At 64.7% G+C, this 26557-nt stretch carries 25 protein-coding genes; 11 read left to right on the top strand and 14 right to left on the bottom strand.

Annotated features, from left to right (window positions below):
- Nucleotides 1–73: 73 nt before the first annotated feature.
- Nucleotides 74–409: a hypothetical protein gene (locus ACVCL3_RS04775; RefSeq protein ID WP_395117609.1), complete on the bottom strand. Its 336-nt coding sequence runs from the start codon at nt 407–409 to the stop codon at nt 74–76.
- Between the two features lie 163 nt (nt 410–572).
- On the opposite strand from ACVCL3_RS04775, the gene ACVCL3_RS04780 reads away from it, so the two are divergent.
- From ACVCL3_RS04780 to ACVCL3_RS04790, 3 genes are all read left to right on the top strand, one after another.
- Nucleotides 573–1487 (top strand): 23S rRNA (adenine(2030)-N(6))-methyltransferase RlmJ, encoded by a 915-nt coding sequence (locus tag ACVCL3_RS04780; protein WP_395117607.1) that lies wholly within the window; start codon nt 573–575, stop codon nt 1485–1487.
- A 39-nt stretch (nt 1488–1526) separates the two neighbouring features.
- A complete protein-coding gene (locus ACVCL3_RS04785) occupies nt 1527–2042 on the top strand; it encodes a Slp family lipoprotein (RefSeq protein WP_395117605.1) in 516 nt (171 codons plus the stop codon).
- Nucleotides 2043–2173: 131 nt separating this feature from the next.
- Complete coding sequence (locus ACVCL3_RS04790) at nt 2174–3073, top strand: cation diffusion facilitator family transporter (protein ID WP_447100566.1); 900 nt, start codon at nt 2174–2176, stop codon at nt 3071–3073.
- Between the two features lie 153 nt (nt 3074–3226).
- On the opposite strand, the gene ACVCL3_RS04795 is transcribed toward ACVCL3_RS04790, so the two are convergent.
- Entirely contained in the window at nt 3227–4393 is a 1167-nt protein-coding gene (locus tag ACVCL3_RS04795; RefSeq protein WP_447100567.1) for a hypothetical protein, read from the bottom strand.
- A gap of 163 nt (nt 4394–4556) precedes the next feature.
- On the bottom strand, nt 4557–5906 hold the full coding sequence (locus ACVCL3_RS04800; RefSeq protein WP_447100568.1) for a hypothetical protein: 1350 nt from the start codon (nt 5904–5906) through the stop codon (nt 4557–4559).
- Between the two features lie 98 nt (nt 5907–6004).
- On the opposite strand from ACVCL3_RS04800, the gene ACVCL3_RS04805 reads away from it, so the two are divergent.
- On the top strand, nt 6005–6631 hold the full coding sequence (locus tag ACVCL3_RS04805; RefSeq protein WP_447100569.1) for a tyrosine-type recombinase/integrase: 627 nt from the start codon (nt 6005–6007) through the stop codon (nt 6629–6631).
- A gap of 83 nt (nt 6632–6714) precedes the next feature.
- On the opposite strand, the gene ACVCL3_RS04810 is transcribed toward ACVCL3_RS04805, so the two are convergent.
- The 3 genes from ACVCL3_RS04810 to ACVCL3_RS04820 form a co-directional block, all read right to left on the bottom strand.
- Nucleotides 6715–7566, bottom strand: a complete 852-nt coding sequence (locus ACVCL3_RS04810; RefSeq protein WP_447100570.1) for an LPO_1073/Vpar_1526 family protein — start codon at nt 7564–7566, stop codon at nt 6715–6717.
- Between the two features lie 489 nt (nt 7567–8055).
- Entirely contained in the window at nt 8056–8547 is a 492-nt protein-coding gene (locus tag ACVCL3_RS04815) for a GNAT family N-acetyltransferase (RefSeq protein ID WP_447100571.1), read from the bottom strand.
- 1 nt (nt 8548) lies between these two features.
- Nucleotides 8549–8815: a type II toxin-antitoxin system TacA family antitoxin gene (locus ACVCL3_RS04820; protein ID WP_395117589.1), complete on the bottom strand. Its 267-nt coding sequence runs from the start codon at nt 8813–8815 to the stop codon at nt 8549–8551.
- A gap of 195 nt (nt 8816–9010) precedes the next feature.
- Between ACVCL3_RS04820 and ACVCL3_RS04825 the strand changes: the two genes are divergently transcribed.
- The gene (locus ACVCL3_RS04825; RefSeq protein ID WP_447100572.1) at nt 9011–9550 is read left to right on the top strand and encodes a DUF2058 domain-containing protein; all 540 of its coding nucleotides are present in this window, start codon (nt 9011–9013) and stop codon (nt 9548–9550) included.
- 116 nt (nt 9551–9666) lie between these two features.
- On the opposite strand, the gene ACVCL3_RS04830 is transcribed toward ACVCL3_RS04825, so the two are convergent.
- On the bottom strand, nt 9667–10068 hold the full coding sequence (locus ACVCL3_RS04830) for a VOC family protein (protein WP_447099210.1): 402 nt from the start codon (nt 10066–10068) through the stop codon (nt 9667–9669).
- Nucleotides 10065–10466, bottom strand: coding sequence for an MmcQ/YjbR family DNA-binding protein (locus ACVCL3_RS04835; protein WP_447100573.1), 402 nt, complete (start codon nt 10464–10466; stop codon nt 10065–10067). Before ACVCL3_RS04835 ends, ACVCL3_RS04830 begins: the two co-directional genes overlap by 4 nt.
- Before the next feature lie 200 nt (nt 10467–10666).
- Between ACVCL3_RS04835 and ACVCL3_RS04840 the strand changes: the two genes are divergently transcribed.
- The 3 genes from ACVCL3_RS04840 (at nt 10667) to ACVCL3_RS04850 (ending at nt 16964) form a co-directional block, all read left to right on the top strand.
- Nucleotides 10667–11269 carry a GNAT family N-acetyltransferase gene (locus ACVCL3_RS04840; protein ID WP_395117581.1) on the top strand — a complete coding sequence of 201 codons (603 nt, stop codon included), beginning with the start codon at nt 10667–10669 and terminating at the stop codon, nt 11267–11269.
- Between the two features lie 89 nt (nt 11270–11358).
- Complete coding sequence (gene mfd / locus ACVCL3_RS04845) at nt 11359–14847, top strand: transcription-repair coupling factor (RefSeq protein WP_447101565.1); 3489 nt, start codon at nt 11359–11361, stop codon at nt 14845–14847.
- 356 nt (nt 14848–15203) lie between these two features.
- Entirely contained in the window at nt 15204–16964 is a 1761-nt protein-coding gene (locus ACVCL3_RS04850; RefSeq protein WP_395117579.1) for a GGDEF domain-containing protein, read from the top strand.
- A 346-nt stretch (nt 16965–17310) separates the two neighbouring features.
- Here ACVCL3_RS04850 and ACVCL3_RS04855 read toward each other — a convergent pair whose 3' ends face one another.
- From ACVCL3_RS04855 to ACVCL3_RS04870, 4 genes are all read right to left on the bottom strand, one after another.
- Nucleotides 17311–19581, bottom strand: coding sequence for a thiamine pyrophosphate-dependent enzyme (locus ACVCL3_RS04855; RefSeq protein WP_447100574.1), 2271 nt, complete (start codon nt 19579–19581; stop codon nt 17311–17313).
- Nucleotides 19582–19620: 39 nt separating this feature from the next.
- The gene (locus ACVCL3_RS04860; protein ID WP_447100575.1) at nt 19621–20127 is read right to left on the bottom strand and encodes a hypothetical protein; all 507 of its coding nucleotides are present in this window, start codon (nt 20125–20127) and stop codon (nt 19621–19623) included.
- Nucleotides 20124–20666 carry a GNAT family N-acetyltransferase gene (locus tag ACVCL3_RS04865; protein ID WP_395117573.1) on the bottom strand — a complete coding sequence of 181 codons (543 nt, stop codon included), beginning with the start codon at nt 20664–20666 and terminating at the stop codon, nt 20124–20126. Before ACVCL3_RS04865 ends, ACVCL3_RS04860 begins: the two co-directional genes overlap by 4 nt.
- 166 nt (nt 20667–20832) lie before the next feature.
- Nucleotides 20833–22002, bottom strand: a complete 1170-nt coding sequence (locus tag ACVCL3_RS04870) for an acyl-CoA dehydrogenase family protein (RefSeq protein ID WP_395117571.1) — start codon at nt 22000–22002, stop codon at nt 20833–20835.
- A gap of 143 nt (nt 22003–22145) precedes the next feature.
- Between ACVCL3_RS04870 and ACVCL3_RS04875 the strand changes: the two genes are divergently transcribed.
- Complete coding sequence (locus ACVCL3_RS04875) at nt 22146–23021, top strand: DMT family transporter (RefSeq protein ID WP_395117569.1); 876 nt, start codon at nt 22146–22148, stop codon at nt 23019–23021.
- On the opposite strand, the gene ACVCL3_RS04880 is transcribed toward ACVCL3_RS04875, so the two are convergent.
- The gene (locus ACVCL3_RS04880) at nt 22963–23964 is read right to left on the bottom strand and encodes a helix-turn-helix transcriptional regulator (RefSeq protein ID WP_447100576.1); all 1002 of its coding nucleotides are present in this window, start codon (nt 23962–23964) and stop codon (nt 22963–22965) included. The two genes, ACVCL3_RS04875 and ACVCL3_RS04880, sit on opposite strands and share 59 nt — an antisense overlap.
- A gap of 94 nt (nt 23965–24058) precedes the next feature.
- Here ACVCL3_RS04880 and ACVCL3_RS04885 point away from each other — a divergent pair, with 94 nt between their 5' ends.
- The gene (locus tag ACVCL3_RS04885) at nt 24059–24919 is read left to right on the top strand and encodes an NIPSNAP family protein (RefSeq protein ID WP_447100577.1); all 861 of its coding nucleotides are present in this window, start codon (nt 24059–24061) and stop codon (nt 24917–24919) included.
- Nucleotides 24916–25551, top strand: a complete 636-nt coding sequence (locus ACVCL3_RS04890; protein ID WP_395117563.1) for a LysE family translocator — start codon at nt 24916–24918, stop codon at nt 25549–25551. Before ACVCL3_RS04885 ends, ACVCL3_RS04890 begins: the two co-directional genes overlap by 4 nt.
- Nucleotides 25552–25582: 31 nt before the next feature.
- Here ACVCL3_RS04890 and ACVCL3_RS04895 read toward each other — a convergent pair whose 3' ends face one another.
- Nucleotides 25583–26506: a 5'-nucleotidase gene (locus tag ACVCL3_RS04895; protein WP_395117561.1), complete on the bottom strand. Its 924-nt coding sequence runs from the start codon at nt 26504–26506 to the stop codon at nt 25583–25585.
- Nucleotides 26507–26557 lie beyond the last annotated feature (51 nt).

The following is a 26557-nucleotide window of genomic DNA, read 5'->3' on the forward strand; positions in this document are numbered from 1 at the left end:
CAGTCTCAACTCTGGACATGGGTCCATCGGCCCCTGTCCGGCGCCCGTAATGGTTCGTCGGTCACCCGACGAACTACTTGGTATAGCCCATGTGCAGCGTGATCTTGTCGCCGACTTTCAGGTTGGCCACCGAAGCCGGCGGGAAGTGCACGCGTAGCGACATGCCTCCCGCGTCCGCCTCGACGATGCCGGTCTTGGCATCCACCGACCTCACCGTGGCCGGCATCATATGCATGCTGCCGTTCTTGTTGTGACGCATCATCTTGTGATGCATGCCGCCCATATGGCCCATGCTGCTCGACGCCGGTGCCGGCGCCATGCCTCCGGTGTCCTGGGCGCTGACCGTGCCGAATGCCAGGCAAAGGCCGACAGCGGCCGTCGAAACCATGATTCTTGGCAGGAACTTCATGATGATTCTCCGCGCAGGTGGACGGCCGGAGCCGCGCGTCCGGCCGGTTGCAACGCTGCAACAAGCGGAGCCTGCACCGGCCCATGTGCAGGAAAGGTTACGTAGCGCCGGGGGAGCACGGCACCGGCCCTCTATACTGGGTGTCCCCATTCCCGTGACCGCCATGAACTACCGCCACGCCTACCACGCCGGCAATTTTGCCGACGTCCTGAAACACGTCGTGCTGCTGGCACTGATCGAGTCGCTGCAGGCCAAGCCCGCACCGTTTTGCTACATCGACACCCATGCCGGCAGCGGCAACTATCCGCTGGACGGTTTCGAGGCAGGCAAGACCGGCGAGTTCAAGGACGGCATCGCGCGCCTGCACCCGGCGGAGAAACTGCCGCCGCTGCTGCGTCGTTGGCGCGACGGCATCCTGGGCAGCGCCGACAACGCGCAAGGCCTGAAGCGCTACCCCGGCTCGCCGCTGCAGGTCGCCCGCCTGCTGCGCCCCGGCGACAGCGCCCAGTTGTGCGAACTGCATACCGAGGCGGCATGCAAGTTGCGCGACCTGTTCCGCGGCAACCCTCAGGTGCACGTGCACGAGCGCGACGGCTACGAGGCGCTGAAGGCGCTGGTGCCGCCGCAGGAGAAGCGCGGCCTGGTGCTGATCGACCCGCCTTACGAGGCGCAGGACGCCGAGTACAAGCTGATCGAGCAGGCCCTGAAGCCGGCGCTGCAGCGCTGGCCCACCGGCGTCTACGCGGTGTGGTATCCGATCAAGCTGCGCAGCCAGGTGCAGCCGTTCCTGCGCCGCCTGCAGCACAGCGGGGTGAAACGCGTCCTGCGCGCCGAGCTGCTGGTGCACCCGGACGATTCGCCGCTGCGCCTCAACGGCTCAGGCATGGTCATCCTCAACGCGCCGTGGAAACTGGACGATGCCCTGCGCGAACCGCTGCGCGTGCTGGCCGGCCTGCTGGCGCGCGAGCGTCCGGCCACGGTAAAACTCGACTGGCTGCTGGACGAGGCCGGCAGCCAGCTGAATACGCCCAGCCCCCTGCCCGCCTCGCGACTACCGCCCAGGCCGAACCGTCGCTAAGCTGGCCCCGTCTCTCGCGTCCGCCCAGGAGCCACGACCATGCGCCACCGCCCCGCCCCGCTGCTGATCCGGCTCGCCCTGCCCGCCGCCTTGCTCGTGCTGGCCGCCTGCGCACCCGCGCCGATCTACAAGACCACCGGCAACGCGGTGCTCGCCACCCCCGCGCAAGTGGCGCAGACGCCCGAGCAGTACAGCGGCAACGAAGTCATCTGGGGCGGGCGCATCGTGCGCGTCAGCAACTTCCAGGACCACAGCGAAATCGAGCTGCTGGCCTACCCGCTGGATTCCTCGCAGCGGCCGAAGGCGAATGACAGCGGAAACGGCCGCTTCATCGCCGTGCTGCGCGGCTACGTCGAACCGCTCGACTACCCCGCCGGCGCGCTGATGACCGTCGACGGCAAACTCAACGGCACCCGCGGCGGCCAGGTTGGCCAGGCTGACTACCTGTTCCCGCTGGTCGACGTGGCGCAGTCCCACGTCTGGACCGCCGAGGAAATGCAGAAGGGTCGCAGCAACGTGCACTTCGGGCTTGGCGTGGGCGTCGGCATCCGCTGAGTCGCTGTCCGGAGGCGGGCACCCCGCCTCACGGCCTCGCCGCGGAGGCAGCAGGCGTCCGCCGCCATCTCGCGGAGAGGCCCGGCTGGCGTCCATTACAATGGCCGCCCGTTTCCCGCCCGAGCCCGCGCATGTCCAGCCACGCAAACCCGATCAAGGCCATTTTCCTCGCGCTAGGCGCGAACTTCGCCATCTTCGTGGCCAAGCTCGCCGCCGCCGTGGTTACCGGCTCCGGCGCGATGATGGCCGAGGCGGTGCACTCGCTGGCCGACTGCGGCAACCAGGGCTTGCTGCTGCTCGGCATCCGCCAGGCCAAGCGTCCACCGTCCGACGAATTCCCGCTGGGCTGGGGTCGTGCGCTGTACTTCTGGTCGTTCCTCGTCGCCATCCTGTTGTTCAGCGTCGGCGGCATGTTCTCGATCTACGAGGGCGTGCACAAGCTCACGAATCCCGAGCCGCTCAAGTGGCCGTGGCTGGCGATGGGCGTGCTGGTGTTCGGCATCGTGGTCGAAGGCATCTCGATGCGCGGCTGCATGCAGGAAGTGAACAAGGCCCGCGGTGACCAGGATCTGTGGACGTGGTTTCGCCAAACCCGCTCCAGCGAACTGCTGGTGATCTTCGGCGAAGACCTGGCCGCCCTCGTCGGCCTCTGCCTGGCCGCCCTCGCCATCGGCGCCACCATGCTCACCGGCAACCTGATGTTCGACGCCGCCGGCACCATCGCCATCGGCACCCTCCTGATCGTCGTCGCCGTGCTGGTGGCGATCGAGGTGAAGGCGCTGCTGATCGGCCAAGGCGTGGAACCGCGCCGCCGCGACGAGCTGATGGGCTTCCTGAGGAACCGCCCCGAAGTCGCCGAAGTCCTCAACCTGATCACCCTGCAGATGGGCGCCGACGTGATGGTGGCGGTGAAGGCGCGCATGCAGCCCACCGCCAACCTCATCGAAGCCATCAACACCGTCGAGGCCGCGATGAAGGCCGAGTTCGGCGACGTGCGCTGGAGCTTCTTCGAGCCGGACAACGCGGATTGATCGGTAACGACTGGACTGCGTCAATGGCGGCTATCGGCCAAGAGCGGTCACTCGCACTAATCCAAGCATTCTCGTTCCTCACAGAAGATCGGTTGACCGAACACGATTCAAATGGCAGCAAGTAAACCCTGATCGGCTCCTGTCTCTGTAGATTTAGTCAGCCAGCAAATAACCCCATACATGATCTTCAAAAGATATCTTATCTCCCTGTGGATAAAGGTGCACGTATAAATATCTTTCCGCTGAATTGAACCCGGTGACAATGCGATCCACTGAGTAATAGTAATTTTCTTGCACGACACATACTAAATTAGATTGCTGTGTTGGGCTTTGAAATACCGCCTTACCGACATATATCGGAGGCGCTGGAATGGACTTCTCCGTTTTGGGAAACCGTCTGCTTGATTCTATTTTTTGCTTCTTAAGCAAGAAATCAACAAGAAGATCAAGGCAATAGTTAAAATTCTCCTTGTTTAATTCATTCGCTATAAGCGTTGACGAGTAATCGAGATGCCATGCGTCGTTATCTGTTCTCACCACATCGGGCGTAAGCCTCCTGAAGTTTTCAATGTCAATAGTGCTGACGCCCAATTCCATGCAGTCTGTCTTTAGCTGGTCGTGATTTATCTGGATGTAGTCAGAGGGCTTTCTTACATTTTCGTCTATCCACTGCTTGTTTCTTGTCCAATAGTGAGCCTTGGTTCCGCCCAGCCCCATAAGAGCAAATATCCCGGAAAAGTTATTATCATTCTTATCCTTATCTCTAAATGCGTATACGCAATATTCGCGCTCATATGCAAGAAAGAATGCCTTGCGCAAGAGAATAAGGGCGTCCATGAAATTCGCTTTGCTACTTTTGTCGATGGATTCCCTTACTAAATCTTTCACCTCGCCATCTTTCAGGATATCCGTCAAGAATATTTCTTGCAGCTTCGCACCAACGACCGCCTCCAACAAGGTATCAACAAACTGCGTCGCTACGTTAAAATAATTGATAACTGATGCCGGCTCAGAAAGTTGTCCGTAATGCTTTGAAATAACACGCTGCTTGTTGAGGGCTTTAATGGTGCCAGACTTGATTACAGGGACGTTGATTTTTTTAAGCTCCCCCAGAAGCTCGTCAAAGGATTTTGACTCTAACGACCGTTGCTCATCCACATCAAGCTCATCCAAGGCAGCAAGAACTACGAGCTCGACAAAGTCTTGCAGCAAAATTATCCCAGCTGTGCAAGCATGCTTATCGCCGGAATGAACTAAATGCCTAGTTTCGCCAAGGATCGACTTGGCAACAATCAATGTGTTTAGCGTTGAGGGTTTCATCTGCTTCCTCATTTGGGATTGACCGCTTCGTGTCGAAAGCGGGCACGAGAGTTCCTACGGTTCATTGATCAGCAGGATGTAACCTGCCCTGCGTAGATGACTTCTAGGTGGCCACTAACTTGCCTGATCCATGCCAGGAATGCGCCGCAGCTAAGGTGACATCTTAAGAAGCCTTCGGCATCCGGAAGGAATGAATGGCGGGATCGGGCTGCCCGAACTCGAATTCAAGTGTGTCGTCGTCGGCATCTCCACCCGGGACGACCGTTACCTTCGAAATCATCTGGCCGCGCTGAAGATACCCGAGAAAGTGCTGCTGCCAGTTTGCGGGCGGAAGGGGCGCATCAGGAGGGCTTTCGAGAGGTGGATGGCTGTGGGACGGGATGCCGGCGAGAGTCTCGAGTATCTGTCTGGAAGAAATTTTCACAGTGTTTCCTGCCATGGAATAGCCGCCATGAAGGCCGGTCAGAAAGTCCGCCTTGTCACACCAATTCACGGCGTTTGATGCACTAAGACCCGGCTTTGGCATGTTGGCGAGGAAGGCATTCAGGTGGGCCCTAAGCGCAATTTCGTTTCGCTCGGTCATCACAGCACGCGCCCCTCCTGCCTTAGCGTAGAACTCCGGTACTAGGGAGATTTCACTTTGTTGAAAAATGTGCCACTTCTCGACCACAGGGAGTAAAAGCACGGCATCGACCGTCGAGCTCCGACGCAGGAAATTCTCCACGATGGCTGTCGTGCTGAAGTGGCCACCTATTGGTGACTGTTCTTTGAGCGTCTTACAGTCACCATCGCAGACTATGACGAGCCGGATGCTGTCGGAGTGAGACGAACGAAGTTGGTCAGCCTTGTCCTTAAGGGCTGCCCAAAGCGGGTTTCTGTCGATGGAATACGACACGTCGTAGCTGGGATGGCCCATACGGAAGAACATCTGGTCTGGGTCATAGGCCATGGTCAGGATGGCATCCGGCCGCTGGACGTCTATCGAGGCACTCCTTCCCGGAGCGCTCCTTACGGTTCCCAGGAACGGGGTGATTTCTGTGCGGACAAAGTCCGCAATGCCGCTTTTCGCAGGAAGGTTGAGGGTCATCTTCGCATCTCGATACTGGCCGATGGTTTTGCCCTGGACCCGGATATCAAGCTTGTCTGGATTGACGCGCATCTTGCGGGCAACACGAACGACCTCGTCGGACAAGCTTTGGATTGGATTTTGGTTATCGAGTCCGCTGTCAGAGATGCATCTGATGTCGCCGATGACATCGACCCTTTGCCCGTCGACGAGAAGGGGGAATGCAAAATCTGGCCTCTGGCCGTCCGACAACGGCTGCTCGTGCTGTATCGGTGATACCCGGGAAAGGGCATCGAGCACCACGATCTCCCAAAGCTTAATGATTCGGTCGCGGCCGGGGCGGTTGAGGGCGTCAACAAATTGTCGAAGTTCGTTCTCCGATACGACATCCTTAAGGCGCTCTATGCATTGCTGCGCATGCCGCCGCGAAAAAAGCATATTGCTCACATTCTGGGATCTCTGTCCTTGTCCGGTTTGGGTCGGTCAGCGCGCGTCCGCACGTGAGCGCAGGCTTCTTGGCTCCCCCACAACGGTAGGAGCATGTCATGAGCATGATAGAAGTATCCCCACGACGCCGCGAGCCATGGAACAAGGGAAAGCTGAGCGGGCAGAAGGCACCACTTAGACTGCGAGACATTTGGGCCATCCGTGTCCGCCTTCAACTCAGCCACAAGGTTCGAGACCTCGCCTTGTTCGATCTCGCGATTGACAGCAAGCTCCGAGCCTGTGATTTGGTGAAGCTGCGGCTGCGTGATATTGCGCACGTGGACCACATTTCTGCTCGGGCAATCGTTTTGCAGCAAAAGACGCAGCGGCCGGTGCAGTTCGAAATTACGGAACAGACTCGCGAAGCGATCACCGCATGGATCAAGTGTGCCGGCTTAGGGCCGGATTCCTTCCTGTTCCCAAGCCGAATCCACGGCTCACCACATCTCTCTACTCGGCAGTACGCCAGGATCGTGGACGACTGGATTGCAGGAATTGGCCTCGATGTTGCTGCCTACGGAACGCATACGATGCGCCGAACGAAGGTTTCGCTAATCTATCGACGCACAAAGAACCTGCGTGCTGTCCAACTGTTACTTGGCCACTCCAAGCTGGAGAGCACGGTGCGCTACCTGGGCATTGAGGTGGATGATGCCTTGGAGATTGCGGAGCAGACCGAAGTCTAAACGCACCACTGAAGATGTATGGCGACCCGAAATATGGTCGCCATCCGGCCAAAAGAGAAGGCCAGCAGGGAGCTACGAAGCAGCTATTTGAGCCATATCGTGTAGTCAAGCGGCCCGATGTGCTTCGATATGTTTGCAAGGGCAATGGCCTGTCCGACGCTGGTTAGCTCTATGGTGTACAGATTTTCCGTTTTGTATTGCTCGAGCAGCCGTAGGTATGTAGGTGCGCTGCTTCTCAATGCGTTCTCAAAATCCTCAGCTCCTGAAAATCCTAAGTATTTGTACTCTGCGTTCTGAATTTCGAAGATGTTGCCGCCGATAACATTGTTAACCGACGCAGTACCTGCGTACTGAAGGTGCTGCTTCTGAGACACAGATAGCCCAAAGCCGGCTGACACGTATTTCAGTGTGATCTGTCCCACATGCTCTAAAGCCGCCACCGTTGGCAGCGATTGATAGACCATCGATCGAGCGAAATGCACAAATGACAGAAGGGAAATCTGTGGCCCGGTAAGTCGAGGTACGACCTGCACGGCTTCAGACAGAACCATCTCTTTGTAATCATTCGTTTGCTTAGCGATGCGTTCCGATATGAGTGTTGCCAAAATGTCCGGATTGGCGGCGTTTCCCTTGCGCGCACTTGCTTGAACTGCATCATTGATGGCAGCTTGAACGTCAGGTTCTCTGAGTTTCTCCCATGCGATTGCAGCGGCATCGTCAGCCAGTCGGCTTCCTAGGGTCGCACTGAATGCTTGGACGTGCTCCTCGGCAGTGCGCCGAGCCTCCTCTCTGAGCTGGGGGAAGTTCTCTTGCAGAAACAAGATGCAAAGCTCGCGAACTTCGCTCACGGATAAACCGTGGTAGTTGATGTCTCTGCCTGCTTGAAGCGCAGTTGATCCGCCCTCAGCCGCTTGTTGTTGCTTATCTCCAACCATCCCATATTCCCCGCTGCTAGTGATTCTTAACGTCTCGCACGCTGGCATCACGGCCTGCCTGGATTCCTACTGAAGATCCAGAGACATGCTGTGTCTGACCTTTAGCCTTGCGCTCACCTTTCAGGAAAAACGAAGAGAATAGGGCGGCAGCGCACGCCGCCACCGCAACAGCCGAGTCAAATTCCGGCTTGTAGATCAGCCAAGCTAGCGATAGGAGCAGAGCTGTCGACGAAGCGAGAATTGCGGCAAGACGCATGATTGGTTCTCCTATGCTATTGGCCGACTGGCCTACTGCCGGTTTCACAGGGATCCAGTGTAGATGCCAACGGCTGCTTTGGGTCGCAAACGGACATTGGTACCCGCATGTCAATACTTGGTGGCCGAACACCAACAGATACGCAAACCCGGCTCGGTCAAAAGACTGCAGCACCAGTTCCGATACCGCCTCTTCGATTTCTGCGGCATTTGTGCGTGTCCTGCCTTTTCGGTTCAACCGTTGCCCAGTGGCAGATACAAGGTCAGTGCAGTCGCGGTCGTGGGCTGGAAGCCGAAGGCCTTGTAAAACATGGCGGCGCGTTCGTCTTTGGCGTCCACCACCAGCACACGCACACCAAGTTTCTCGCGGAGACTGAGGCCGCTGTTCACAGCGTGACCCAGCAGCAGCCTGCCGTAACCTTCACCCCGGTGCTGGCTGGAGACGGCCAACCTTCCAACGCGGGTGGCGGGTACCGGGTACGCGGGCAGGCGTTCGCGATCGGGGGGCTGCAAGTCCTGCAGATGAAGCTGGGCGGCGGCAAGACTCACGTAACCGAGGATGCTGCCTGGCGTGATGTCATCGACCAGAACGTGCGTGGTGGCGATGCCTTCACGCTGGTGTTGGCCGGCCTGTTGTCGCAGATAGGTGTCGAGCACCTCGACGCCGCAGCAAAAGCTGCCGCGGTCGTGTTGCCGCGGATCCAGCCGCATGAAGCGCAGCGCCACGTCAGCGAATCAGCTTGGCTGCGTCGGCCATCGCCTTCTTGAGTTTTGCATTCGGCTTGAACGGCTTGTCCAACGCAGCGAGAAAGCGGCGCGACTCAGCCGGAGACAGCATCACGGTAAGCTCCGCTGCCATCACGCTTTCAGCCTCACGCAACACGGCATCGCGCACGAAAGCAGACAGCGGCACGCCGCGCAGGTCGGCAGCGCGGGCAATGCGATCCTTGTCGGTCGGGTTCAGGCGCAGGTCGAGTCGGGCCGCGGCGGTCATGGCGCATCTCCTTGTGTACGGTAGTATACCGTACAAAACTGATGTCGCAATCCATTCAAAATCGGGAACTTGCCTTGGTCTCGGCAGCGTCCAGATCGGCAACCATCACGCGATCAAATCCCGAAACAACAGTCGAACAAGAGTCACACGCTACAATCTCGTTCCGCACCACTGCCTGACCTTCCCACGTTTCCCATGCGCAACCCCCTGCAAGAACAACTGCTCAAGGCCGGCCTGGTCAACAAGGCCAAGGCGGCGCAGGTCGTGCGCGAGCAGGCGAAGAAGCACAAGGGCAAGGGACCGGCGGCACCGAGTGCCGAGCAGGTGGAGGTGGAGCGGTTGCAGGCGGAGAAGGCCGAGCGCGATCGTGCGCTGGCGGCGGAGCGCAATGCGCAGCTGCGGCAGAACGAAGCGCACGCGCAGGTGCGCCAGATTGTCGAGGCGCACAAGGTGAAGCGCGATGGGGAGATTGCCTATCGGTTCACCGATGGCGGCACGATCAGGGATGTGCTGGTGAACGAGGCGCTGCGTGCGCAGTTGGCCAGCGGCACGCTGGTGATCGTGCGGCATGATCAGGGTTATGAATTGCTGCCGCGTGCTGCGGCCGACAAGGTATACGAGCGTGATGCGACAGCGATCGTGCTTGATCACGCGCGTAGCGAAGCCGGTAGCGGCAATGGTGCGGACGACGACTATTACAAGCAGTTCCAGGTGCCGGACGATTTGATCTGGTAGGAGCCCGCTCGCGGGCGATGCAGTTGCTTTTGCGAATCCCGAATCCCGAATCCCGGCTTTCAAGGCATCGCCCGCCAGCGGGCTCCTGCAGGGACGGGGGTGGCCTCGGAGAACGGTTACGGCGGGTTACGCCGCGGTTCCAGCAGATCCCAGCCGTTGCCGTACAGATCATCGAACACCGCCACCGTGCCGTAGGCCTCATGCCGCGGCTCCTCGCGAAAGTGCACGCCTTCGGCGCGCATGCGCTGCCAGTCGCGCTGGAAGTCGTCGGTGTGCAACAGCAGGAACACGCGGCCGCCGGTCTGGTTGCCGATGCGGGAAGTCTGTTCGTCACCCTTCGCCTTGGCCAGCAGCAAGCGGGTTTCGCCGGAACCGGGCGGCGCCAGCAGCACCCAGCGCTTGCCGCCGCCCATGTCGGTGTCTTCGATCAGCTCGAAACCGAGCGCGCGGGTGTACCAGGCGATCGCCTCGTCGTAGTCGGCGACCAGCAGCGCAAGTGCGCCGAGATGCTGCTTCATGGCTTGCCTGCCTTGAGCACGGGCAGCGGGCCCAGTCCGGACTGCAGTTTCTTCGTGAGCCTGGCGCGGATCAGCGTATACGCGTCGAGGATGAGCGCCTGCAGCTCCGCCGTGGCGAAACGTCGTGGTTCGGTGACCGACACCCAGCGCATCCGCGCCAGGTACGGGGCCGGAATGATGCCGGGCAGGTCGGTGAGTTCGAGGAATCGCTCGTCCGCCACCTTGAACGCCAGGCGCCCGCCCTCGCGACCATCGGCATGGGTCATGGCGAACATCTTGTCGCCCACGCTGAACACCAGGTTGTCGCCCCACTTGATGTCGCGCGTTACGCCGGGCCAGCGGCTGCACAGCCGCTGCAATTGGGCCACGGTGATGCCGTGGGGTGGCTGGTCGGTCATGCAGGCTGCTCCGCCGGGGGAATCCGCATCCATTGTGGGGTGTTGCGCAGGCGCTGTCTTTGTCCTGCGGCGCATCTTGTGGCGCAACATGAATGACCGGAAGTGACGCCAAAGCTCACCTCATCATCATGATCTGTCGGCGGTTGCCCGTTGCATAATCATGCTGCATTGCACACAATACGCAAAAGTATGGAGCACCCATGATTCCCGCGATCGACTTCGTCTCCCCCACGCCGCATGCCTCGCTGCCACCGCGAAGCAGCCTGCGCTTTGCCCGCAAGGCCCTCGCGCCGGCGGCCGGCGAGAAGGTGCGTACGCAGGACGAACGGGAGCTCACCCTGCGGGCGATCGAACCGGGTGACGTGGCGGCGATGCAGCGCTGTTTCGCCCGCCTGTCGCCGGAGGAGATCCGTCGCCGCTTCCTGCACGCGATGTCCGAGCTGCCCACGCCGATGGCGCAGCAACTGTGCCGGATCGACCCGACGCGCGAAACCGCCTTCGTGCTGATGGACGAATCCCTCCACCCGGCCGAGATGCGCGGCGTGGGGCGCATCTACGTCGACGATACCACCGACACGGCCGAGTTCTCCGTGCTGGTGGAGCATGCCTGGAGCCGCATCGGCCTCGGCGCGCTGCTGATGCAGCGGCTGGTCGACGATTGCCGGCGCCGTGGCCTGTACGAACTGTGGGGCTACGTGCTGCAGGAAAACCGGCCGATGCTGCAACTGTGCAAGGAGCTCGGCTTCACCCAGCGCGCGATTCCCGACGAACCGGGCACCATGCTGATCACCTTGAAACTGTAGGACAACTCGTCACGGCGCCATGATCGGGAGCGGCGGGCGGTGCCCGCCCCGCACGGCCCGACTGGAGCGCCGCGTTACACTTGTCGGCTATGCCCAGCCCGATCAAGCATCCTCCCCTCCCCACCACACCCAGGCAGCGCCGCTACTGGTTGCCGCCGCACGGCTCGGCACGCGCCTTGCTGCTGGCCGAGGCGGCGCGCACGCATGAAGGCCTGCTGGTGGTGGTGGCGCGCGACACCCAGCGCGCACAGGCGCTGGAAGCGGAGCTGGGCATCTTTGCCGATGATCTGCCGGTGCTGCAGTTCCCGGACTGGGAGACGTTGCCCTACGACGCGTTCAGTCCGCATCCGGAGATCGTCTCGCAACGCATCGCCACGCTGTATCGCCTGCCTGGCGTCAAGCGCGGCGTGCTGGTGGTGCCGGTGGCCACGCTGATGCAGCGGATCGCGCCGCGTACCCACATCACCGGCTCCGGCCTGGTGATGTCGAAGGGTCAGCAGCTCGACCTGGCCGCCGAGCAGCGCCGACTGGAAGCGTCCGGTTACCGCCACGTGCCGCAGGTGGCCGAGCCGGGCGACTTCGCGGTGCGCGGCGCGTTGCTGGACATCTTTCCGATGGGCACTGCCGAGCCGTACCGCATCGAGTTGTTCGACGACGAGGTCGACTCGATCCGCAGCTTCGATCCCGAGACGCAGCGCTCGCAGCAGCAGGTGGAACGCGTCGAGTTGTTGCCCGCCCGCGAGTTTCCGCTCACCGAGGAAGCGGCGAAGGAGTTCCGCTCCAATCTGCGCGAGCGCTTCCCGATCGACGTGCGCCGCTGCCCGCTGTACCAGGACATGAAGGAGGGCGTCACGCCCGGGGGCATCGAGTACTACCTGCCCTTGTTCTTCCGGCAGACCTCCACGCTGTTCGACTACCTCGCCGACGACGCGCTGTTCGTGCTCGGCGAAGGTGCCGGGGAAGCCGCCGACCAGTTCTGGGCACAGACACTGGAGCGCTACGACCAGCGCGCGCATGACATCGAGCGCCCGGTACTGCCGCCAGCCGAGCTGTACCTGCCGCCGGACAAGTTGCGCGAGCAGCTCAACAAGCGCCTGCGCGTGGACGTGGTCGAGCCCGGCCACGAGCACGCCATCGACACCGGCACCCAGCCGGCGCCGGAGCTGCCGTTGAATCGCAAGGGCGAGGAGCCGGCCACCTCGCTGCGGCATTTCCTCGCCGGCTACCCGGGCCGCGTGCTGATCGCGGCGGATTCGGCGGGACGGCGCGAGGCGCTGGTCGATACGCTGGCAAGCGCGGGGCTGAAACCCGAGCACGTCGATGACTGGTCGGCCTTTCTCGCTCGTCACCCCGGTGAAAGCCGGAATGACGAACAAAACCTCCCGCGCTTCGCCATCACCATCGCACCGCTTGAGCAGGGCTTTGCACTGACCAAACCGGTGTTGACCGTGCTCACCGAGCGCGAGCTTTACGGCGAGCGCGTGCGCAACGAGCGCGAGCGCAAACGCCGGCGTGGCACGGCGCGCGATCCCGACACGATCATCCGCGATCTCACCGAACTCACCGTCGGCGCGCCGATCGTGCACGTGGATCACGGCGTGGGCCGCTACCAGGGGCTGCTGTCGATGGACGTCGGCGGCATGGCCGGCGAGTTCCTCACCATCGAATACGCCAAGGGCGACAAATTGTACGTACCGGTCTCGCAGCTCGGCCTGGTCAGCCGCTACTCCGGCACCGCGCCGGAGCTGGCGCCGCTGCACTCGCTGGGCGGCGACGCGTGGGAGCGCGCGCGCCGCAAGGCGGCGGAGAAGGTGCGCGACGTCGCCGCCGAGCTGCTGGCGATCTACGCGCAGCGACAGGCGCGCGGCGGCGAGTCGTTGCCGATCGACCGTCAGCTGGTGGAGGAATTCGGCTCCAGCTTCCCGTTCGAAGAAACTCCCGACCAGGAAAGCGCGATCGAGGCGGTGCTGGACGATCTCGCCGCGCCGCGCGCGATGGACCGGGTGATCTGCGGCGACGTCGGCTTCGGCAAGACCGAGGTCGCGCTGCGCGCCGCCTTCGCCACCGCCACCGCCGGCAAGCAGGTCGCCGTGCTGGTGCCGACCACCCTGCTCGCCCAGCAGCACTACCGCAACTTCGCCGACCGCTTCGCCGACTGGCCGGTGCGCGTGGATGTGCTGTCGCGCTTCAAGTCCACCAGGGAAGTGAACGAAGCGCTGAAGCGCCTGGCCGACGGCCAGATCGACGTGATCGTGGGCACGCACAAGCTGCTGCAGTCGGACATCAAGTTCAAGAACCTTGGCCTGGTCATCGTCGACGAGGAGCAACGTTTCGGCGTGCGCCAGAAGGAACAGCTGAAGAAGCTGCGTGCCGAGGTGGATCTGCTGACGATGACCGCCACGCCGATCCCGCGCACGCTGAACATGGCGATGGCCGGTTTGCGCGATCTGTCGCTGATCGCCACCCCGCCGGCGCACCGCAGCGCCGTGCGCACCTTCATCTCTGCGTGGGACCCGGCGACGATCCGCGAGGCGCTGCAGCGCGAGCTGTCGCGCGGCGGCCAGGTGTACTTCCTGCACAACGAGGTGCAGAGCATCGAGCGCACCGTGCGCGAGCTTGAGGAGCTGGTACCCGAGGCGCGCATCCGCATCGCCCACGGCCAGATGCCCGAGCGCGAGCTGGAAGGCGTGATGGCGGATTTCCACCGCCAGCGCTTCAACGTGCTGGTGTGCACCACCATCATCGAAACCGGCATCGACATCCCCACCGCCAACACCATCATCATCGACCGCGCCGACCGCTTCGGCCTGGCCCAGCTGCACCAGCTGCGCGGCCGCGTCGGTCGCTCGCACCATCGCGCCTATGCCTATCTGGTGGTGCCCGACCGCAAGTCGATCACCGCCGATGCGCAGAAACGGCTGGAGGCCCTCGCCTCGCTGGAAGAACTCGGCGCCGGCTTCACCCTGGCCACGCACGACCTGGAAATCCGCGGCGCCGGCGAGCTGCTCGGCGACGAACAATCCGGCCAGATCCAGGAGATCGGCTTCGGCCTGTACACCGAATTGCTGGACCGCGCGGTGCGCGCGCTGAAGTCGGGCAAAGTGCCGGATTTCGACCTGAGCTCCGAGCACGAAACCGAGGTCGAACTGCACCTGCCCGCGCTGATTCCCGACGATTACCTCGGCGACGTGCACACGCGCCTGACCCTGTACAAGCGCATCGCCAGCGCCCGCAGCGAGGATGACCTGCGCGACTTGCAGGTGGAGATGATCGACCGCTTCGGCCTGCTGCCCGAACCGACGAAGCAGTTGTTCGCCGTGGCCAGCCTGAAACTGATGGCCACGCCGCTGGGCATTCGCAAACTCGACTTCGGCGCCAACGGCGGCCGCATCGTGTTCCGCGAGAAGCCGGAGGTCGATCCGCTGGCCATCATCAAGCTGATCCAGACCCAGCCGCGCGTCTACAAACTGGATGGCCAGGACAAGCTGAAGGTGATCCTGGACCTGCCCGGCGCCAGCGAACGCATCCGCAGCGCACAGGACGTGCTGGCGCTGCTGGGCGCGCGTCGCCCGCGCTGAGCGCGGCAAGCTCAGACTCCTCCGTCGGCAGGGAAGCCACGACCGGGCTGCCGGAATCACCTTGCCGACCCGGGTGTCGGGAGTGACCCAAAGCGTCCGCTTTGGTCCCTGCAGGCCGTTCTCCTGGACCATCAGAGCATCGCCCCGCCCTCCCCGCCGCCGCCGGCCGCCTCTCCCGGCAAGCCACGACATGGCATGACCCGTGCTTGACATCCTGGCTTTACATCGTGCAGCGTTGGAGGTTGGCCTTCTTTGCACCCCTGCAGGCCAGTATCCACGGACAAATCGACTCACGGGCCACAGAAAAGCCCTGCGCGCGTGCTCCCCCGCAAGTCGCGCAGAACAGGGAAAGCCGAGTGGAGAAGCCGGTCACATTTTCAGCACGCCACCGCCAACGCATCCGCGCATGGATGCTGGGGCTCGGCTTGCTGCTGCTCGGGATCGGCGCAGCCCATGCCGACGGCATGCCGCTGAATGGGGCCTGGCAGGAAGTTGTCGCCGGTGACACGCCACAGGGCGTGATGGACGCCTACCACGCCGGCCGCATGAAGAGTTTCGACCCGTCCATGCTGCAACGCTTTCCGCGCAACGAGCTGGGCAGCTGGGTGGTGATCGCGGCGCAGCCGCCGTGGAACAACGAGGATCGCGTGCTCACCGTGTACCCGGCGCCGATGGGTGCGATCAGCGTGTTCCACGGCGACCGGGTGCATCGATTGGCGATGAACGATTTCAGCGCCCACGGCCACGGCCACGGCCGGCTGGCATGGCGCGTGCCGGCGGACCTGTCCGCATCCACGCCGATCCTGCTGCGCGTGGAACCGACGCAAACCGTCAGCGCGCCGATCCGCTTTCGCATCCTGTCGTGGGACGAGTATCTGCAGCGCGACACCCAGTGGCTGGTGTTCGCCAGCATCTGCTTCGCGGTGATGCTGGCGATGGTGATGATGGCGTTGTTCTTCTCGCTGATGCTGCGCGACATCACCTACGCCTGGTATGCCGGCTACATCGTCTGCTACGCCCTGATCCAGGGCATGCAGACCGGTTTCGTGTTCCATCCGCTGCGCTGGCAATGGCTGGTCGACTCCAGCACCATGGTCGGCGCAGTGGCGGTGGCCTTGTCGGTGACGTTCGCCTCGCTGTTCATGATGCGGTTCTGCGACCTGCGCCGCCATGCCCGGCTGCTGCAGGTGCCGGTGATCGCCGTGGCCGTGGGCATGATCCAGCTGGTGCTGATGCGCTGCAGCGGCATCCCGTTGCTGGTCTCGATGGCACAGGCCCTGCTCAACCCGTTGCTGATGATCGGCGCGCTGCTGTTGCTGGTGGCCGGGGCAATCGCCGCGCTGCGCGGCTCGCGCCAGGCCTGGTTTTTCCTCGCCGGCTGGACGCCGTTGCTGCTGCTGACCGCGCTGACCAGCGCCCAGGTCAACGGCGCCCTGCCCCGCATCGACTGGCTCAACGATCTCAGCCTCGCCGGCGGCGCCTTCGAGGCGATGGTGCTGTCGCTGGGCCTGGCCGATCGCGCGCTGCAACTGCGCCAGGATCGCGACGTGGTGCAGGTGCTGGCCGACCACGACGCGCTCACCCGCCTGCTCAACCGCCGTGCCTGGACCGAGCGTGCCGAAGCGCTGCTGGCCAGCAGCCAGGCGCCTTCGATCGCCGTGCTGTTCCTCGACCTGGATCACTTCAAGCAGCTCAACGACCACCACGGCCACAACACCGGCGACCGCGCGCTGGTGGCGGTGGCCACCACGCTCAGCGCGGAACTGCGGCCGGGCGATCTGTTCGGCCGCTACGGCGGCGAGGAGTTCGTGGCAATGCTCGACGGCATCGACGCGCAGGAGGCGATGCAGGTGGCCACCCGTCTTTGCCGCCGCGTGCACCGGCTGGAGATTCCGGTGCGCGACGAGCAGCAACTGCTCAGCGTCAGCATCGGCGTGGCCATGCGCCAGCGCGGCGACACGCTCGAATTGCTGATCGACCGCGCCGACCAGGCGATGTATCGCGCCAAGCTGCGCGGCCGCAATCGCGTGTGCATGGACGAATTCACCAACCGCTCCGCGCACGCCGCCGGCGAAAAGCGCCTGCGCGTGGTGGAGACGCGGCGCGAGGATCGCTGAAGCGCGGCGCGCCAGCCAGCGAAGGTCTGAACAAGTCGTCACCCCGGCGGAGGCGCGCGTTTGTCCAGTCACGATCCTGACCCACTCGCGGCCGATGGTCACGGGAGCCCGCGCGCGGGCGATGCGTTGGCTCTTACAAATCCCGATCCCGACCCCAAAGGCATCGCCCGCGAGTGGGCTCCTGCGGGAGGCGATGGCTTCGATGCCCGGTCACGGCCACCGATCCTGCCGTACTTGACCCAGCGGCGTGACGGTACGATGCCGGACAGCGACAAGCTCGACCAGCCCTTCGACTGTTGAAACGCGCCTCGCGGGAACGACGGGCAAAGACGTGGTCAGAGCATGCCTAGCCGACGAGCGCGTGCGCTGCCGCCACCATGTCGGCCTCGCCCGGAAGCACCAGCAGCGCCGCCCCGGCCAGCGGGGTGAAGGTGTCGGCGCCGACCACGCGCTTGATCGGAGTGGCGCCGCAGCCGCCTTCGACGATCGCGGTGATCACGCCCTCGCCCACGCCGGCGCTCTTGCGGCCTTCGTCCAGCACCAGGATGCGTTTGGCGGTCTTCGCCTGCGCCGCGATGAAGGCGTCGTTTAGCGGCGCCAGCCAGCGCAGGTCGACCACGCGTACCTTCCACTTCAGTTCCGCTTCGATCGTGCGCGCGGCGCGCAGCGCCATCGGCACGCCGTTGCCGAAGGTGAACACCACCAGGTCGTTCGCCGCGTCGTTGTAGATGCGGCCCTCGCCCAGCGTCATCGCCTGGTCCGGCGCCGGATAGTCGAACTGCCACTGGCCGTCGCCGGCCTCGTACAGGTCCTTGGTCATGTACAGCGCGATCGGCTCGAGGAAGGCGCACACGCGACCGTCGACCTTGGCCAGCGCCATCAGCGTGCGCAGCATCATTGCCGCGTCGTCGCCGCGGCTCGGGCAACCCACCACCAGGCCGGGAATGTCGCGCAGCGCGGTGATCGAATTGTCGTTGTGGAAGTGGCCGCCGAAGCCCTTCTGGTAGCCCATCGACGCGACCCGCATCACCATCGGGTTGCGGTACTGGCCGTTGGAGAAGAACTGCAGCGACGCCGCCTCGCCGCGGATCTGGTCGCAGGCGTTGTGGAAGTACGCCAGGTACTGGATCTCCGGCAGCGGCAGCATGCCCATGTTCGCGTAGCCCTGGGCCAGGCCCAGGATCATCGTTTCATCGAGCAGCGTGTTGAACACGCGGCTGCCCTTGAAGGTCTTGTTGAGGCCCTTGGTGACGGTGTACACGCCGCCCTTCTGCGCCACGTCCTCGCCGAACAGCAGCGCCTCGGGATACTTCGCCAGCAAGTCGTGCAGGGCCTGGCCGATCTGGATCGCCAGGTGCCGCGGCGGCAGTTTCTCCGGCAGCTTCGCCTCGCCGCCGAATACGGCCAGGCGCTTCTGCGCGTAGTCGGCACGCGTGGCCTCGGCCTTCACCGCGGCCGGCGTGTACGGCGCCAGCGGGGCCATCACGTCCTCCAGCGAGGTCAGCCGATGGCGCGAATCCGCGTCCTCGGCAGCGGCGAAGCAGCGCCTGCGGGTGGCCTCGTACAGGTTCAGCAATTCATCCTTCGAATACAGGCCGGACGCCAGCGCGATGCCGGCCGAGCGCAGCAGCGGGTCGGTCGCCTCCACCGCGAACAGCTCCTCGATCGAGCGCCACTCGATCTCGAAATCGGTGCCGGCGTGGCCCATCACGCGGGTGGTCTTGAGGTGCAGGAAGGTCGGCCGGCGCGTGCCGCGGCAATGCTCCACCGCACGCTGCACCTGGGCGTAGCCTTCGGCGAGGTCCAGGCCGTTCGCGAAGAAATAGTCGAGATTGGCACGATGCTGGTAGTTGGCCGCAATCCAGCCGCTCGGCGTCTTCACCGAGATGCCGATGCCGTTGTCCTCGCACACGAACAGCACGGGCGCGGGCAGCTTCTGGTACGCCGTCCACGCCGCGGTATTGAACGCGGTCTGCGCGGTGGCATGGTTGCTGGAGGCATCGCCGAACGAGCAGATCGCGATGCTGTCGTCGGGAATCGGCAGCTGGTGGCCGATCCGCCGCGCCTGCTCGATCGCCACCGCAGTGCCCAGCGCCTTGGGCAGGTGCGAAGCGATCGTCGAGGTCTGCGGCAGCACCCACAGCGGCTTGCTGCCCCACACCTTGTGGCGGCCGCCGGAAGCCGGGTCGTCCTTGCTGGCGGCGAAGGACAGCGCCGAATCCATCACCGGGTCCATCCCCGGAATCTTGCGGAAGCGCTCGGCCATGAAACCGCCGGAGCGGTAATGCAGGAAGGCCGGATCGGTGTGGCGGGTCAGCCGCGCCACCATCGCGTTGCCTTCGTGGCCGGACGAACCGATGGTGTAGAACACCTTGTTCTGCACGCGCAGCACGCGCGCCATCAGGTCGAGGTGGCGCGAGATCAGCTGCGATTCGAACAGCTCGCGGAACCCGCGCGCATCCAGCGCGCTGCCCGGCAGCACCGCCTCGCCGTCACGCGGTGCGGCATGCACGTCGCCGCGCCACAGCTGCACGAACTCGATGAAGTTCTGGTCGACCACTTCGGCGCGGTTGAAGCCCTTGTGGCGGGAACTGATGGCAAACGGAATGGCGGTCATGGCGGATTCGTCAGTGGTGGCCGGCGACAACGGAGTCGCTCAGCGGGATGAAACAACAGGCAAGGGAAAAGCCGGTACCCGCAGCGCGCGCAGCACGGCGGCGCGCCGCAGGTCCTTCTCGCGACCGAAACTTTCGAGCAGGCGGATCTGGTCGTCGATGCACGGTACCGGCACGGCGAGGCCGTTCACGCCGGCGAGCACCAGCTTGCCCGGCGCCACGGGCTGCCAGCGACCGTCGAGGTGGAGTTCAAGCCCGCCCATCACCTCGACCGGCGCGCCGGGAAAACGGAAGCGGGCGAAATGCGAGCGGAAGCGGTCGCCATCCGGTGGCGCGAATGCGGGTTCGCGCTGCTGCGCCCACACCTGCATCAGCGTGTCCGCATCGGCGCGCGAGGTCAGCACGTCCACGTCGGCCACGCTGACCTCGGCACCAAGCACCAACGCCGCGACGCTGCCGATCAGGCACCACGGATCGGCGCAGTGCACGTGCAGATCGGGCACCACGTCGGCCAGGGTGGCATACAGCGCGGGCGAGAGATGGCTCATGCGCGGCGGCGTTCCCAGGCTTCGCGACTCTGCCCCCAGATCTCCACCGGCAGATCCTGGAACGGTTCGGGCAGGCGGCCGGGACCGATCAGGCTTGAGCCGAGTCGGCGCGCGACGCTTTGCGATGCAAGGTTGTCCGGCGCAATGGTGTGGATCACCTCGGTCCAGCCCAACTGGGCAAAGGCCCAGTCGATCGCCGCCACCGAACCTTCCGTCGCATAACCCTTGCCCCAGGCATCGCGCAACAAGCCCCAGCCCACTTCGGTGCCGGGCCAGCCTTCCGGACACCACGGCCCGAGCCGTCCGATCCATCGGCCGCTGCTTTTCTCGATCACCGAAAACATGCCGAAGCCCTGCATCGCCCAGGCCCCCGCCATGGACAGGAAGCCGCGCCACGCCACTGCCCGTGGCTGCGGGCCACCGATGTGGCGTGCGTTCTCCGCGTCGGCCATCAGCGTCGCCCAGCCCTCGAAATCCTCCGGCCGGGTCGGGCGGAGGATGAGGCGATCGGTTTCAATGCGGATGTCTTGCCAACCCATACAACACTCCGGCCTAAGCGGCGATGCCTGGCGCCGTCACTCCGGCGAACGCCGGAGAAGCTTCACCACAGCGAAGCTGGTCATCCAGTGTTTCCGGCATGGGGAAAGGCACTGGCTCCCGGCTTTCGCCGGGATGACGAGCCGGGAAGGCACCTGGCGCCATGCCTCAGAACGCGTTGATCCCCGTCAGCTCGCGGCCGACCACCAGCTCGTGCACGGTCTCGGTGCCCTCGTAGGTGATTACCGATTCCAGGTTCAGCGCATGGCGGATGGCCGAGTGCTCGGTGGTGATGCCGGCACCGCCGAGGATGTCGCGGCACTGGCGCGCGATGTCGATCGCCATGCGGCAGTTGTTCCACTTGGCCAGCGACACCTGGGTCGGCTGCATCTTGCCGGCATCCTTGAGGCGACCGAGTTGCAGCGACAGCAGCTGCGCGGTGGTGATGCGCCTGGCCATGTCGGCCATCTTCAGCTGGATCGCCTGGTTGGAGGCGAGCGGCTTGCCGAACAGCATGCGCTCGGCGGTGTAGTCGAGCACTTCCTTCAGGCAGGCCTGCGCCGCACCGATCGGACCCCAGGTGATGCCGTAGCGCGCCTGGGTCAGGCAGCCGAGCGGGCCCTTCAGGCCCTTCACGTTCGGCAGCCGCGCGCTGTCCGGCACGCGCACGTTGTCGAAGAACAGCGCGCTGGTGACCGAGGCGCGCAGGCTCATCTTCTTGTGGATTTCCTGCGCCTTGAAGCCGGCCGTGTCGGTCGGCACCACGAAGCCCTGGATGCCGTCGTCGGTCTGCGCCCAGACGATCGCGATGTGCGCCAGGTTGCCGTTGGTGATCCACATCTTGGCGCCGTTGATGACCCAATCGCCGCCGTCCTTCTTCGCGTTGGTCTTCATGTTGGCCGGATCGGAGCCGCCATGCGGTTCGGTCAGGCCGAAGCAGCCGATCACTTCGCCGGCCGACATCCGCGGCAGGTACTGCTGCTTCTGCTCCTCGCTGCCGTAGGCGAAGATCGGGTACATGCACAGCGAGCTCTGAACCGAGGCGAAGCTGCGCAGGCCCGAATCGCCGCGCTCCAGCTCCTGGCAGATCAGGCCGTAGCTGACGCCGTTCATGCCGCCGCCGCCGTACTGCTCGGGGATCGTCGCGCCGAGCAGGCCCAGACCGGCGATCTCGGGGATCAGCTCCTTCGGGAAGCGGCCCTGGTCGAAGCAGTCGCCGATGATCGGCAGCACGCGCTCGTCGACGAAGCGGCCGACGGAATCCTGCACCATGCGCTCCTCGTCGCTGAGCAGCGCGCGGACATCGTACAGATCGAGCGGATTCAGACGGACAGCCATGGAAGCTCCAGAGGGGGCGCGTAAAAGCCGGTATTGTAGCGCGACCCATGCGCCCGCACAGGCCGGGCGGCCCCGACGGGTGCGTATGGAGCGCGCCTGTCCCGGCCCCTCTCTCCGCCGCACATCTGCCCCCCCGAAAATCCATGTTCAAAGGTGTCTTGCTCGGCTTCATGGCTTTTGCCGCCTTCGCCGCCAGCGACGCGTTCGTGAAGTCGCTGCGCGGCTCGCTGCCGGCCTACGAGGCCGTGTTTTTCGGCGCCGCGCTGGGGCTGACGGCCCTGCCCTTCATCAAGGGAAGCGACGACCGCTGGCGCGACGTGGTGCGGGCGCAGCGCCCCGGCCTGTGGCTGGTACGTGCGCTCGCCAGCGCGATGGGCAGCATCGCGGCGGTGATGGCGTTCACCGCGCTGCCGATGGCCGAGGCGTTCGCGCTGATCTTCCTGCTGCCGATCTTCGTCACCATCCTGTCGGTGCTGGTGCTGAAGGAAGCCGTGGGCTGGCGCCGCTGGTCGGCGGTGGTGGCCGGTTTCGTCGGCGTGCTGGTGGTGCTGCGGCCGGGCTTCCGCGTGCTGGGCATCGGGCATCTGGCGGCGATCGTGTGCGGGCTTTCCGGCGCCGTCTCGATGATCGCGCTGCGCATGGCCGGGCCGCACGAGAAACGCGTCACCTTGTACGGCGCCGGCATGGTCGGCTCGATGCTGGTGGCCGGCCTGCTGATGCTGGCCAACTTCCGCTGGCCGGACCTCGCCCAGTGGGGCCTGCTGCTGGGCTACGGCCTGCTCGCCGCACTCGGCTCCGTGCTGCTGATGCTGGCCACGCAAATAGCGCCGGCGAACCACGTCGCACCAACCCAGTACAGCCAGATGCTGTGGGCCGTGCTGCTCGGCTACGTGGTCTTCCATGACCGGCTGGACTGGCCCATGGCGACCGGCATCGCGATCATCCTGGGCGCCGGCCTGTTCACCTTCGTGCGCGAGGAGCAGGTGACGCGCTGGTGGAAGCGCGTACGGATGATCTAGCCAGCTTCTGCAGGCGCACGGCGCAGCGCGCCAGCTCGGCACGCAATGCCGATGGCGTGCGGATCTCGAAATCGAACGGCACCGCGGCGAGCTGGCGGGCAAACCAGGCCAGGTCATCGGCGCTGCTGCGCAACAACACGCCGCGATCCAGTGGCTCCAGCAGGCCAAAGCCCAGCGAGAACGCGCGCCGTGCGGTCGGCAGGTCCGCATGCAGCAACACCTCGATGTCGCGGCCGCGTGGCATGCCGGCGATGCCCTGCACCAGATGCTCCAGCGCATCGAAATCGTCGGGCCGCTCGAAATGGTGGTCCAGCAAGGTCACCTGGCCCATCCGGTCCAGCCGGAACGAGCGCAGCCCGTGGCGCAGTTGGCACATGCCCAGCGCGTACCAGGCACCGCCGCGCCAGGCCAGGCCGTACGGATCGAACTCGCGTTCGGTGTGGCTGCCCTGGGCCGAGTCGTAACTCATGCGCACCCGCTGCTGTGCCTGCGCCGCGGTGGTCAGCGTGATCAGCGCGGCGTTGCTGGTCGGCATGATTGTGGCCGGCAGCATATCGACCTTGACCGTATCGGCGATCGCGCGCACGTGGCGCTTCAGGCCATCGGGCATCACCCGCGCCAGTTTCGCCTGCACGCTTTCCACCGCCGGCGCCGCCTCGGCCAGGCCCAGTCCGCGCGCCGCCACCATGCCCACCGACAGCGCCACCGCCTCGTCGTTGGTGAACATCATCGGCGGCAGCCTGAAGCCGGCGACCAGCATGTAGGCACCGTGGCGGCCGCGCTCGGTGGTGAGCGGGATGCCGAGGTCCTCCAGCATCACGATGTAGCGCCGCAGCGTGCGCACGTCGACGCCGACCCGGCGCGCCAGTTCGGGGCCGCTCATGCGGCCGTGGCTCTGCAGCAGGTCGAGCACCGCCAGCACGCGCGTGGTGGGTTTGGCCATGGCGGCCATGGTAGCGACAAATCAGGGCGCAATTTGCCCTGTATGGGTTTTAGCGTGTGTCCTGCGCCACCCGGCGTCCAGGCCAGGGATACCCATGAACCACTTCAAGCGACTGTTACCCGGCATCGTCGCGGGCATCGCGTTCGGTGCAGCCATGTCGGCACACGGCAAACCCGCGAACGAGGCCCCCATGATGGAAAGCGTGCAGCACCTCAAGGACTACCAGGTCGTCGAATTCCGCCGCTACGTCACCGCAGACGGCGAGCTGGCGCACTTCGTCAAGTACTTCGACGCGTATTTCCCGGAGGCCTTCGAGCAGCTGGGCGCGATGGTGTTCGGCCAGTTCACCGAGCGCGGGCAACCGAACCGCTTCACCTGGCTGCGCGGCTTCCACGACATCAATGCACGCCCGATCGTCAATGCGGCGTTCTACTACGGGCCGCTGTGGAAGGAACACCGGATCAAGGTCAACGCGATCCTGCCGGACAGCGACAACGTGATGCTGCTGCGCCCGCTGCATCCGGAACACGGCATCAGCGTGCTGCCGGCGGTCGACCCGGTGACCGAGGAGCGCGGCGCGCAAGGCATCGTGGTGGCGCAGATCTTCGCGGTGAAGAAAGGCAGCGAGGAGGCCTTCGCGAAACAGGCCGAGGCCGCGTTCGCCGGCTACCGCATCGAGGGCGTGCACCCGGCCGGCGTGCTGGTGTCGCTGGATGTGCCGAACAACTTCCCGCAGTTGCCGATACGCACCGACGGTCCGTTCCTCGTATGGCTCGGCGTGGTTCGCGACAACGCAACGCTGGATGAGCGACTCGCGCCACGGCTGGCCGCGGCCGAACGCACGCTCGCCGCCAGTGGCCTCCTGCGCGGCGCGCCGGAACGCGTGGTGATGGACCCGACCCCACGCTCGCGCCTGCGCTGGCTTGCCGGCGCGGGCGCCGGGGTTTCACCATGAACCACGTCGAGCAACTGTGGCTGTTCTTCGCACTGGTCTTCGGCATCATGGTGCTGCCCGGCCTGGACATGGCCTTCGTGCTGGGCAGCACGCTGGCAGGCGGCCGCCGCCGCGGCTTCGCTGCGCTGGCCGGCATCGTCGCCGGCGGCGTGTGCCATGTCGTGATGACCGCGCTGGGCATCAGCGTGCTGCTGGAATTGGTCCCTGGTGCATTCAACGCGCTGCTGCTGGCCGGCGCGCTGTACATCGCCTGGATCGGCCTTTCGCTGATGCGCAGCGACGCCGCGCCGGCCCTGCAGCCGGATGCCTCGCGGCGCTCGCACGCGGCGACGTTCCGCCAGGGCATGCTGACCTGCCTGCTCAACCCCAAGGCCTACCTGTTCATGCTGGCGGTCTTTCCGCAGTTCCTGCGCCCGGAGCATGGCCCGATCGCGATGCAGGCGCTGGTGCTGTGGCTGATCATCGCGCTCAACCAGCTGTGCGTGTACGGCGGACTGGCGCTGATGGCCGACCGCGCCCGCGCATGGCTGCAAGGCAAGCCGAAGGCCGGAATGCTGGCGACCCGTTGCGTGGGCGCCTTGCTGATCGCCGCGGCCATGTTCACCGGGTTCGAGGGATGGCGCGGCGCGTAAGCCGGCGCGCCATTCGCTGCCGGCACCGCGCTCAGCGGTTGCTGACCCCGTGCGGCACGTGCCCGGTCGCCACGTGCTTGCGCGCGGACTCCACGTTCGCCGGCGAGTCGTCGAAGAAGATGTCGGCGCCGAACGCGTCGAGGAACGGCCCCTTGTCGCGGCCACCGAGGAACAGCGCCTCATCGATGCGCACGCCCCACTTGCGCAAGGTGAGGATGACGCGTTTGTGCGCGGGCGCGGAACGGGCGGTCACCAAGGCGGTGCGGATCGGCGAGTCCTCGGCCGGGAACGCGGTCTGCAGGTGATGCAGCGCGGTGAGGAAGCCGCGGAACGGGCCCACCGACAACGGTTCGGCGGCGTGTTCGGTTTCGCTGCGATGGAAGGCTTCCAGGCCTTCCTCGCGCGAGACACGCTCGCCCTCATCACCGAAGATCACGGCGTCGCCGTCGAACGCGATGCGCAGTTGCTCGCTCATGCGCGGCGGCGCGGTGCTGGGCAGGATCGTCGCCGCAGCCACGCCGGCGGCCAGCGCGCGGCCGACGTCCTCGGCGTTGGCCGAGAGGAACAGGTCGGCCTTGAACGGCGCGATGTAGTCGGAGGTGGGCGCGCCGCTGGTGAACGCGGCGCGGCTGATTTCCAGGCCGTAATGCTGGATCGCGTTGAAAATGCGCAGGCCGGTGTCGCCCGAGTTGCGCGACAGCAGGATCACCTCGACCGGCGGCACGTCGCCGGCCAGCTTGTTGAGGCCCAGCAGCTTCTGCACCAGCGGGAACGCCACGCCGGGTCGCAGGATGTCCTCCTCGTGCTCGATCTGGAACGCGCGGTAGGCGTCGAGGCCGTCGCGCTCGAACAGCGCGTGGCTGTCGCCGAGGTCGAACAGCGCGCGCGAGGAGATGGCGACGACCAGGCGGTTGTCGGTGGTGGATACGGGATCGTGGACGGTTGGCTGGCTCATGCCGCGAATCTACCGCAAAGGGCGAGGAGTGAGTGCAGAGGAGTGAGGAGC

It is taken from the genome of Rhodanobacter sp. UC4437_H4, assembly GCF_052978425.1.

Excerpts from the sequence above, each read along its gene's own strand:
- ACVCL3_RS04775 (WP_395117609.1), bottom strand. The coding sequence starts at position 409 with ATGAAGTTCCTGCCAAGAATCATGGTTTCGACGGCCGCTGTCGGCCTT.
- ACVCL3_RS04780 (WP_395117607.1), top strand. The coding sequence starts at position 573 with ATGAACTACCGCCACGCCTACCACGCCGGCAATTTTGCCGACGTCCTG.
- ACVCL3_RS04785 (WP_395117605.1), top strand. The coding sequence starts at position 1,527 with ATGCGCCACCGCCCCGCCCCGCTGCTGATCCGGCTCGCCCTGCCCGCC.
- ACVCL3_RS04790 (WP_447100566.1), top strand. The coding sequence starts at position 2,174 with ATGTCCAGCCACGCAAACCCGATCAAGGCCATTTTCCTCGCGCTAGGC.
- ACVCL3_RS04795 (WP_447100567.1), bottom strand. The coding sequence starts at position 4,393 with ATGAAACCCTCAACGCTAAACACATTGATTGTTGCCAAGTCGATCCTT.
- ACVCL3_RS04805 (WP_447100569.1), top strand. The coding sequence starts at position 6,005 with ATGAGCATGATAGAAGTATCCCCACGACGCCGCGAGCCATGGAACAAG.
- ACVCL3_RS04810 (WP_447100570.1), bottom strand. The coding sequence starts at position 7,566 with ATGGTTGGAGATAAGCAACAACAAGCGGCTGAGGGCGGATCAACTGCG.
- ACVCL3_RS04820 (WP_395117589.1), bottom strand. The coding sequence starts at position 8,815 with ATGACCGCCGCGGCCCGACTCGACCTGCGCCTGAACCCGACCGACAAG.
- ACVCL3_RS04825 (WP_447100572.1), top strand. The coding sequence starts at position 9,011 with ATGCGCAACCCCCTGCAAGAACAACTGCTCAAGGCCGGCCTGGTCAAC.
- ACVCL3_RS04830 (WP_447099210.1), bottom strand. The coding sequence starts at position 10,068 with ATGAAGCAGCATCTCGGCGCACTTGCGCTGCTGGTCGCCGACTACGAC.
- ACVCL3_RS04835 (WP_447100573.1), bottom strand. The coding sequence starts at position 10,466 with ATGACCGACCAGCCACCCCACGGCATCACCGTGGCCCAATTGCAGCGG.
- ACVCL3_RS04840 (WP_395117581.1), top strand. The coding sequence starts at position 10,667 with ATGATTCCCGCGATCGACTTCGTCTCCCCCACGCCGCATGCCTCGCTG.
- mfd (WP_447101565.1), top strand. The coding sequence starts at position 11,359 with ATGCCCAGCCCGATCAAGCATCCTCCCCTCCCCACCACACCCAGGCAG.
- ACVCL3_RS04855 (WP_447100574.1), bottom strand. The coding sequence starts at position 19,581 with ATGACCGCCATTCCGTTTGCCATCAGTTCCCGCCACAAGGGCTTCAAC.
- ACVCL3_RS04860 (WP_447100575.1), bottom strand. The coding sequence starts at position 20,127 with ATGAGCCATCTCTCGCCCGCGCTGTATGCCACCCTGGCCGACGTGGTG.
- ACVCL3_RS04865 (WP_395117573.1), bottom strand. The coding sequence starts at position 20,666 with ATGGGTTGGCAAGACATCCGCATTGAAACCGATCGCCTCATCCTCCGC.
- ACVCL3_RS04870 (WP_395117571.1), bottom strand. The coding sequence starts at position 22,002 with ATGGCTGTCCGTCTGAATCCGCTCGATCTGTACGATGTCCGCGCGCTG.
- ACVCL3_RS04875 (WP_395117569.1), top strand. The coding sequence starts at position 22,146 with ATGTTCAAAGGTGTCTTGCTCGGCTTCATGGCTTTTGCCGCCTTCGCC.
- ACVCL3_RS04880 (WP_447100576.1), bottom strand. The coding sequence starts at position 23,964 with ATGGCCAAACCCACCACGCGCGTGCTGGCGGTGCTCGACCTGCTGCAG.
- ACVCL3_RS04885 (WP_447100577.1), top strand. The coding sequence starts at position 24,059 with ATGAACCACTTCAAGCGACTGTTACCCGGCATCGTCGCGGGCATCGCG.
- ACVCL3_RS04890 (WP_395117563.1), top strand. The coding sequence starts at position 24,916 with ATGAACCACGTCGAGCAACTGTGGCTGTTCTTCGCACTGGTCTTCGGC.
- ACVCL3_RS04895 (WP_395117561.1), bottom strand. The coding sequence starts at position 26,506 with ATGAGCCAGCCAACCGTCCACGATCCCGTATCCACCACCGACAACCGC.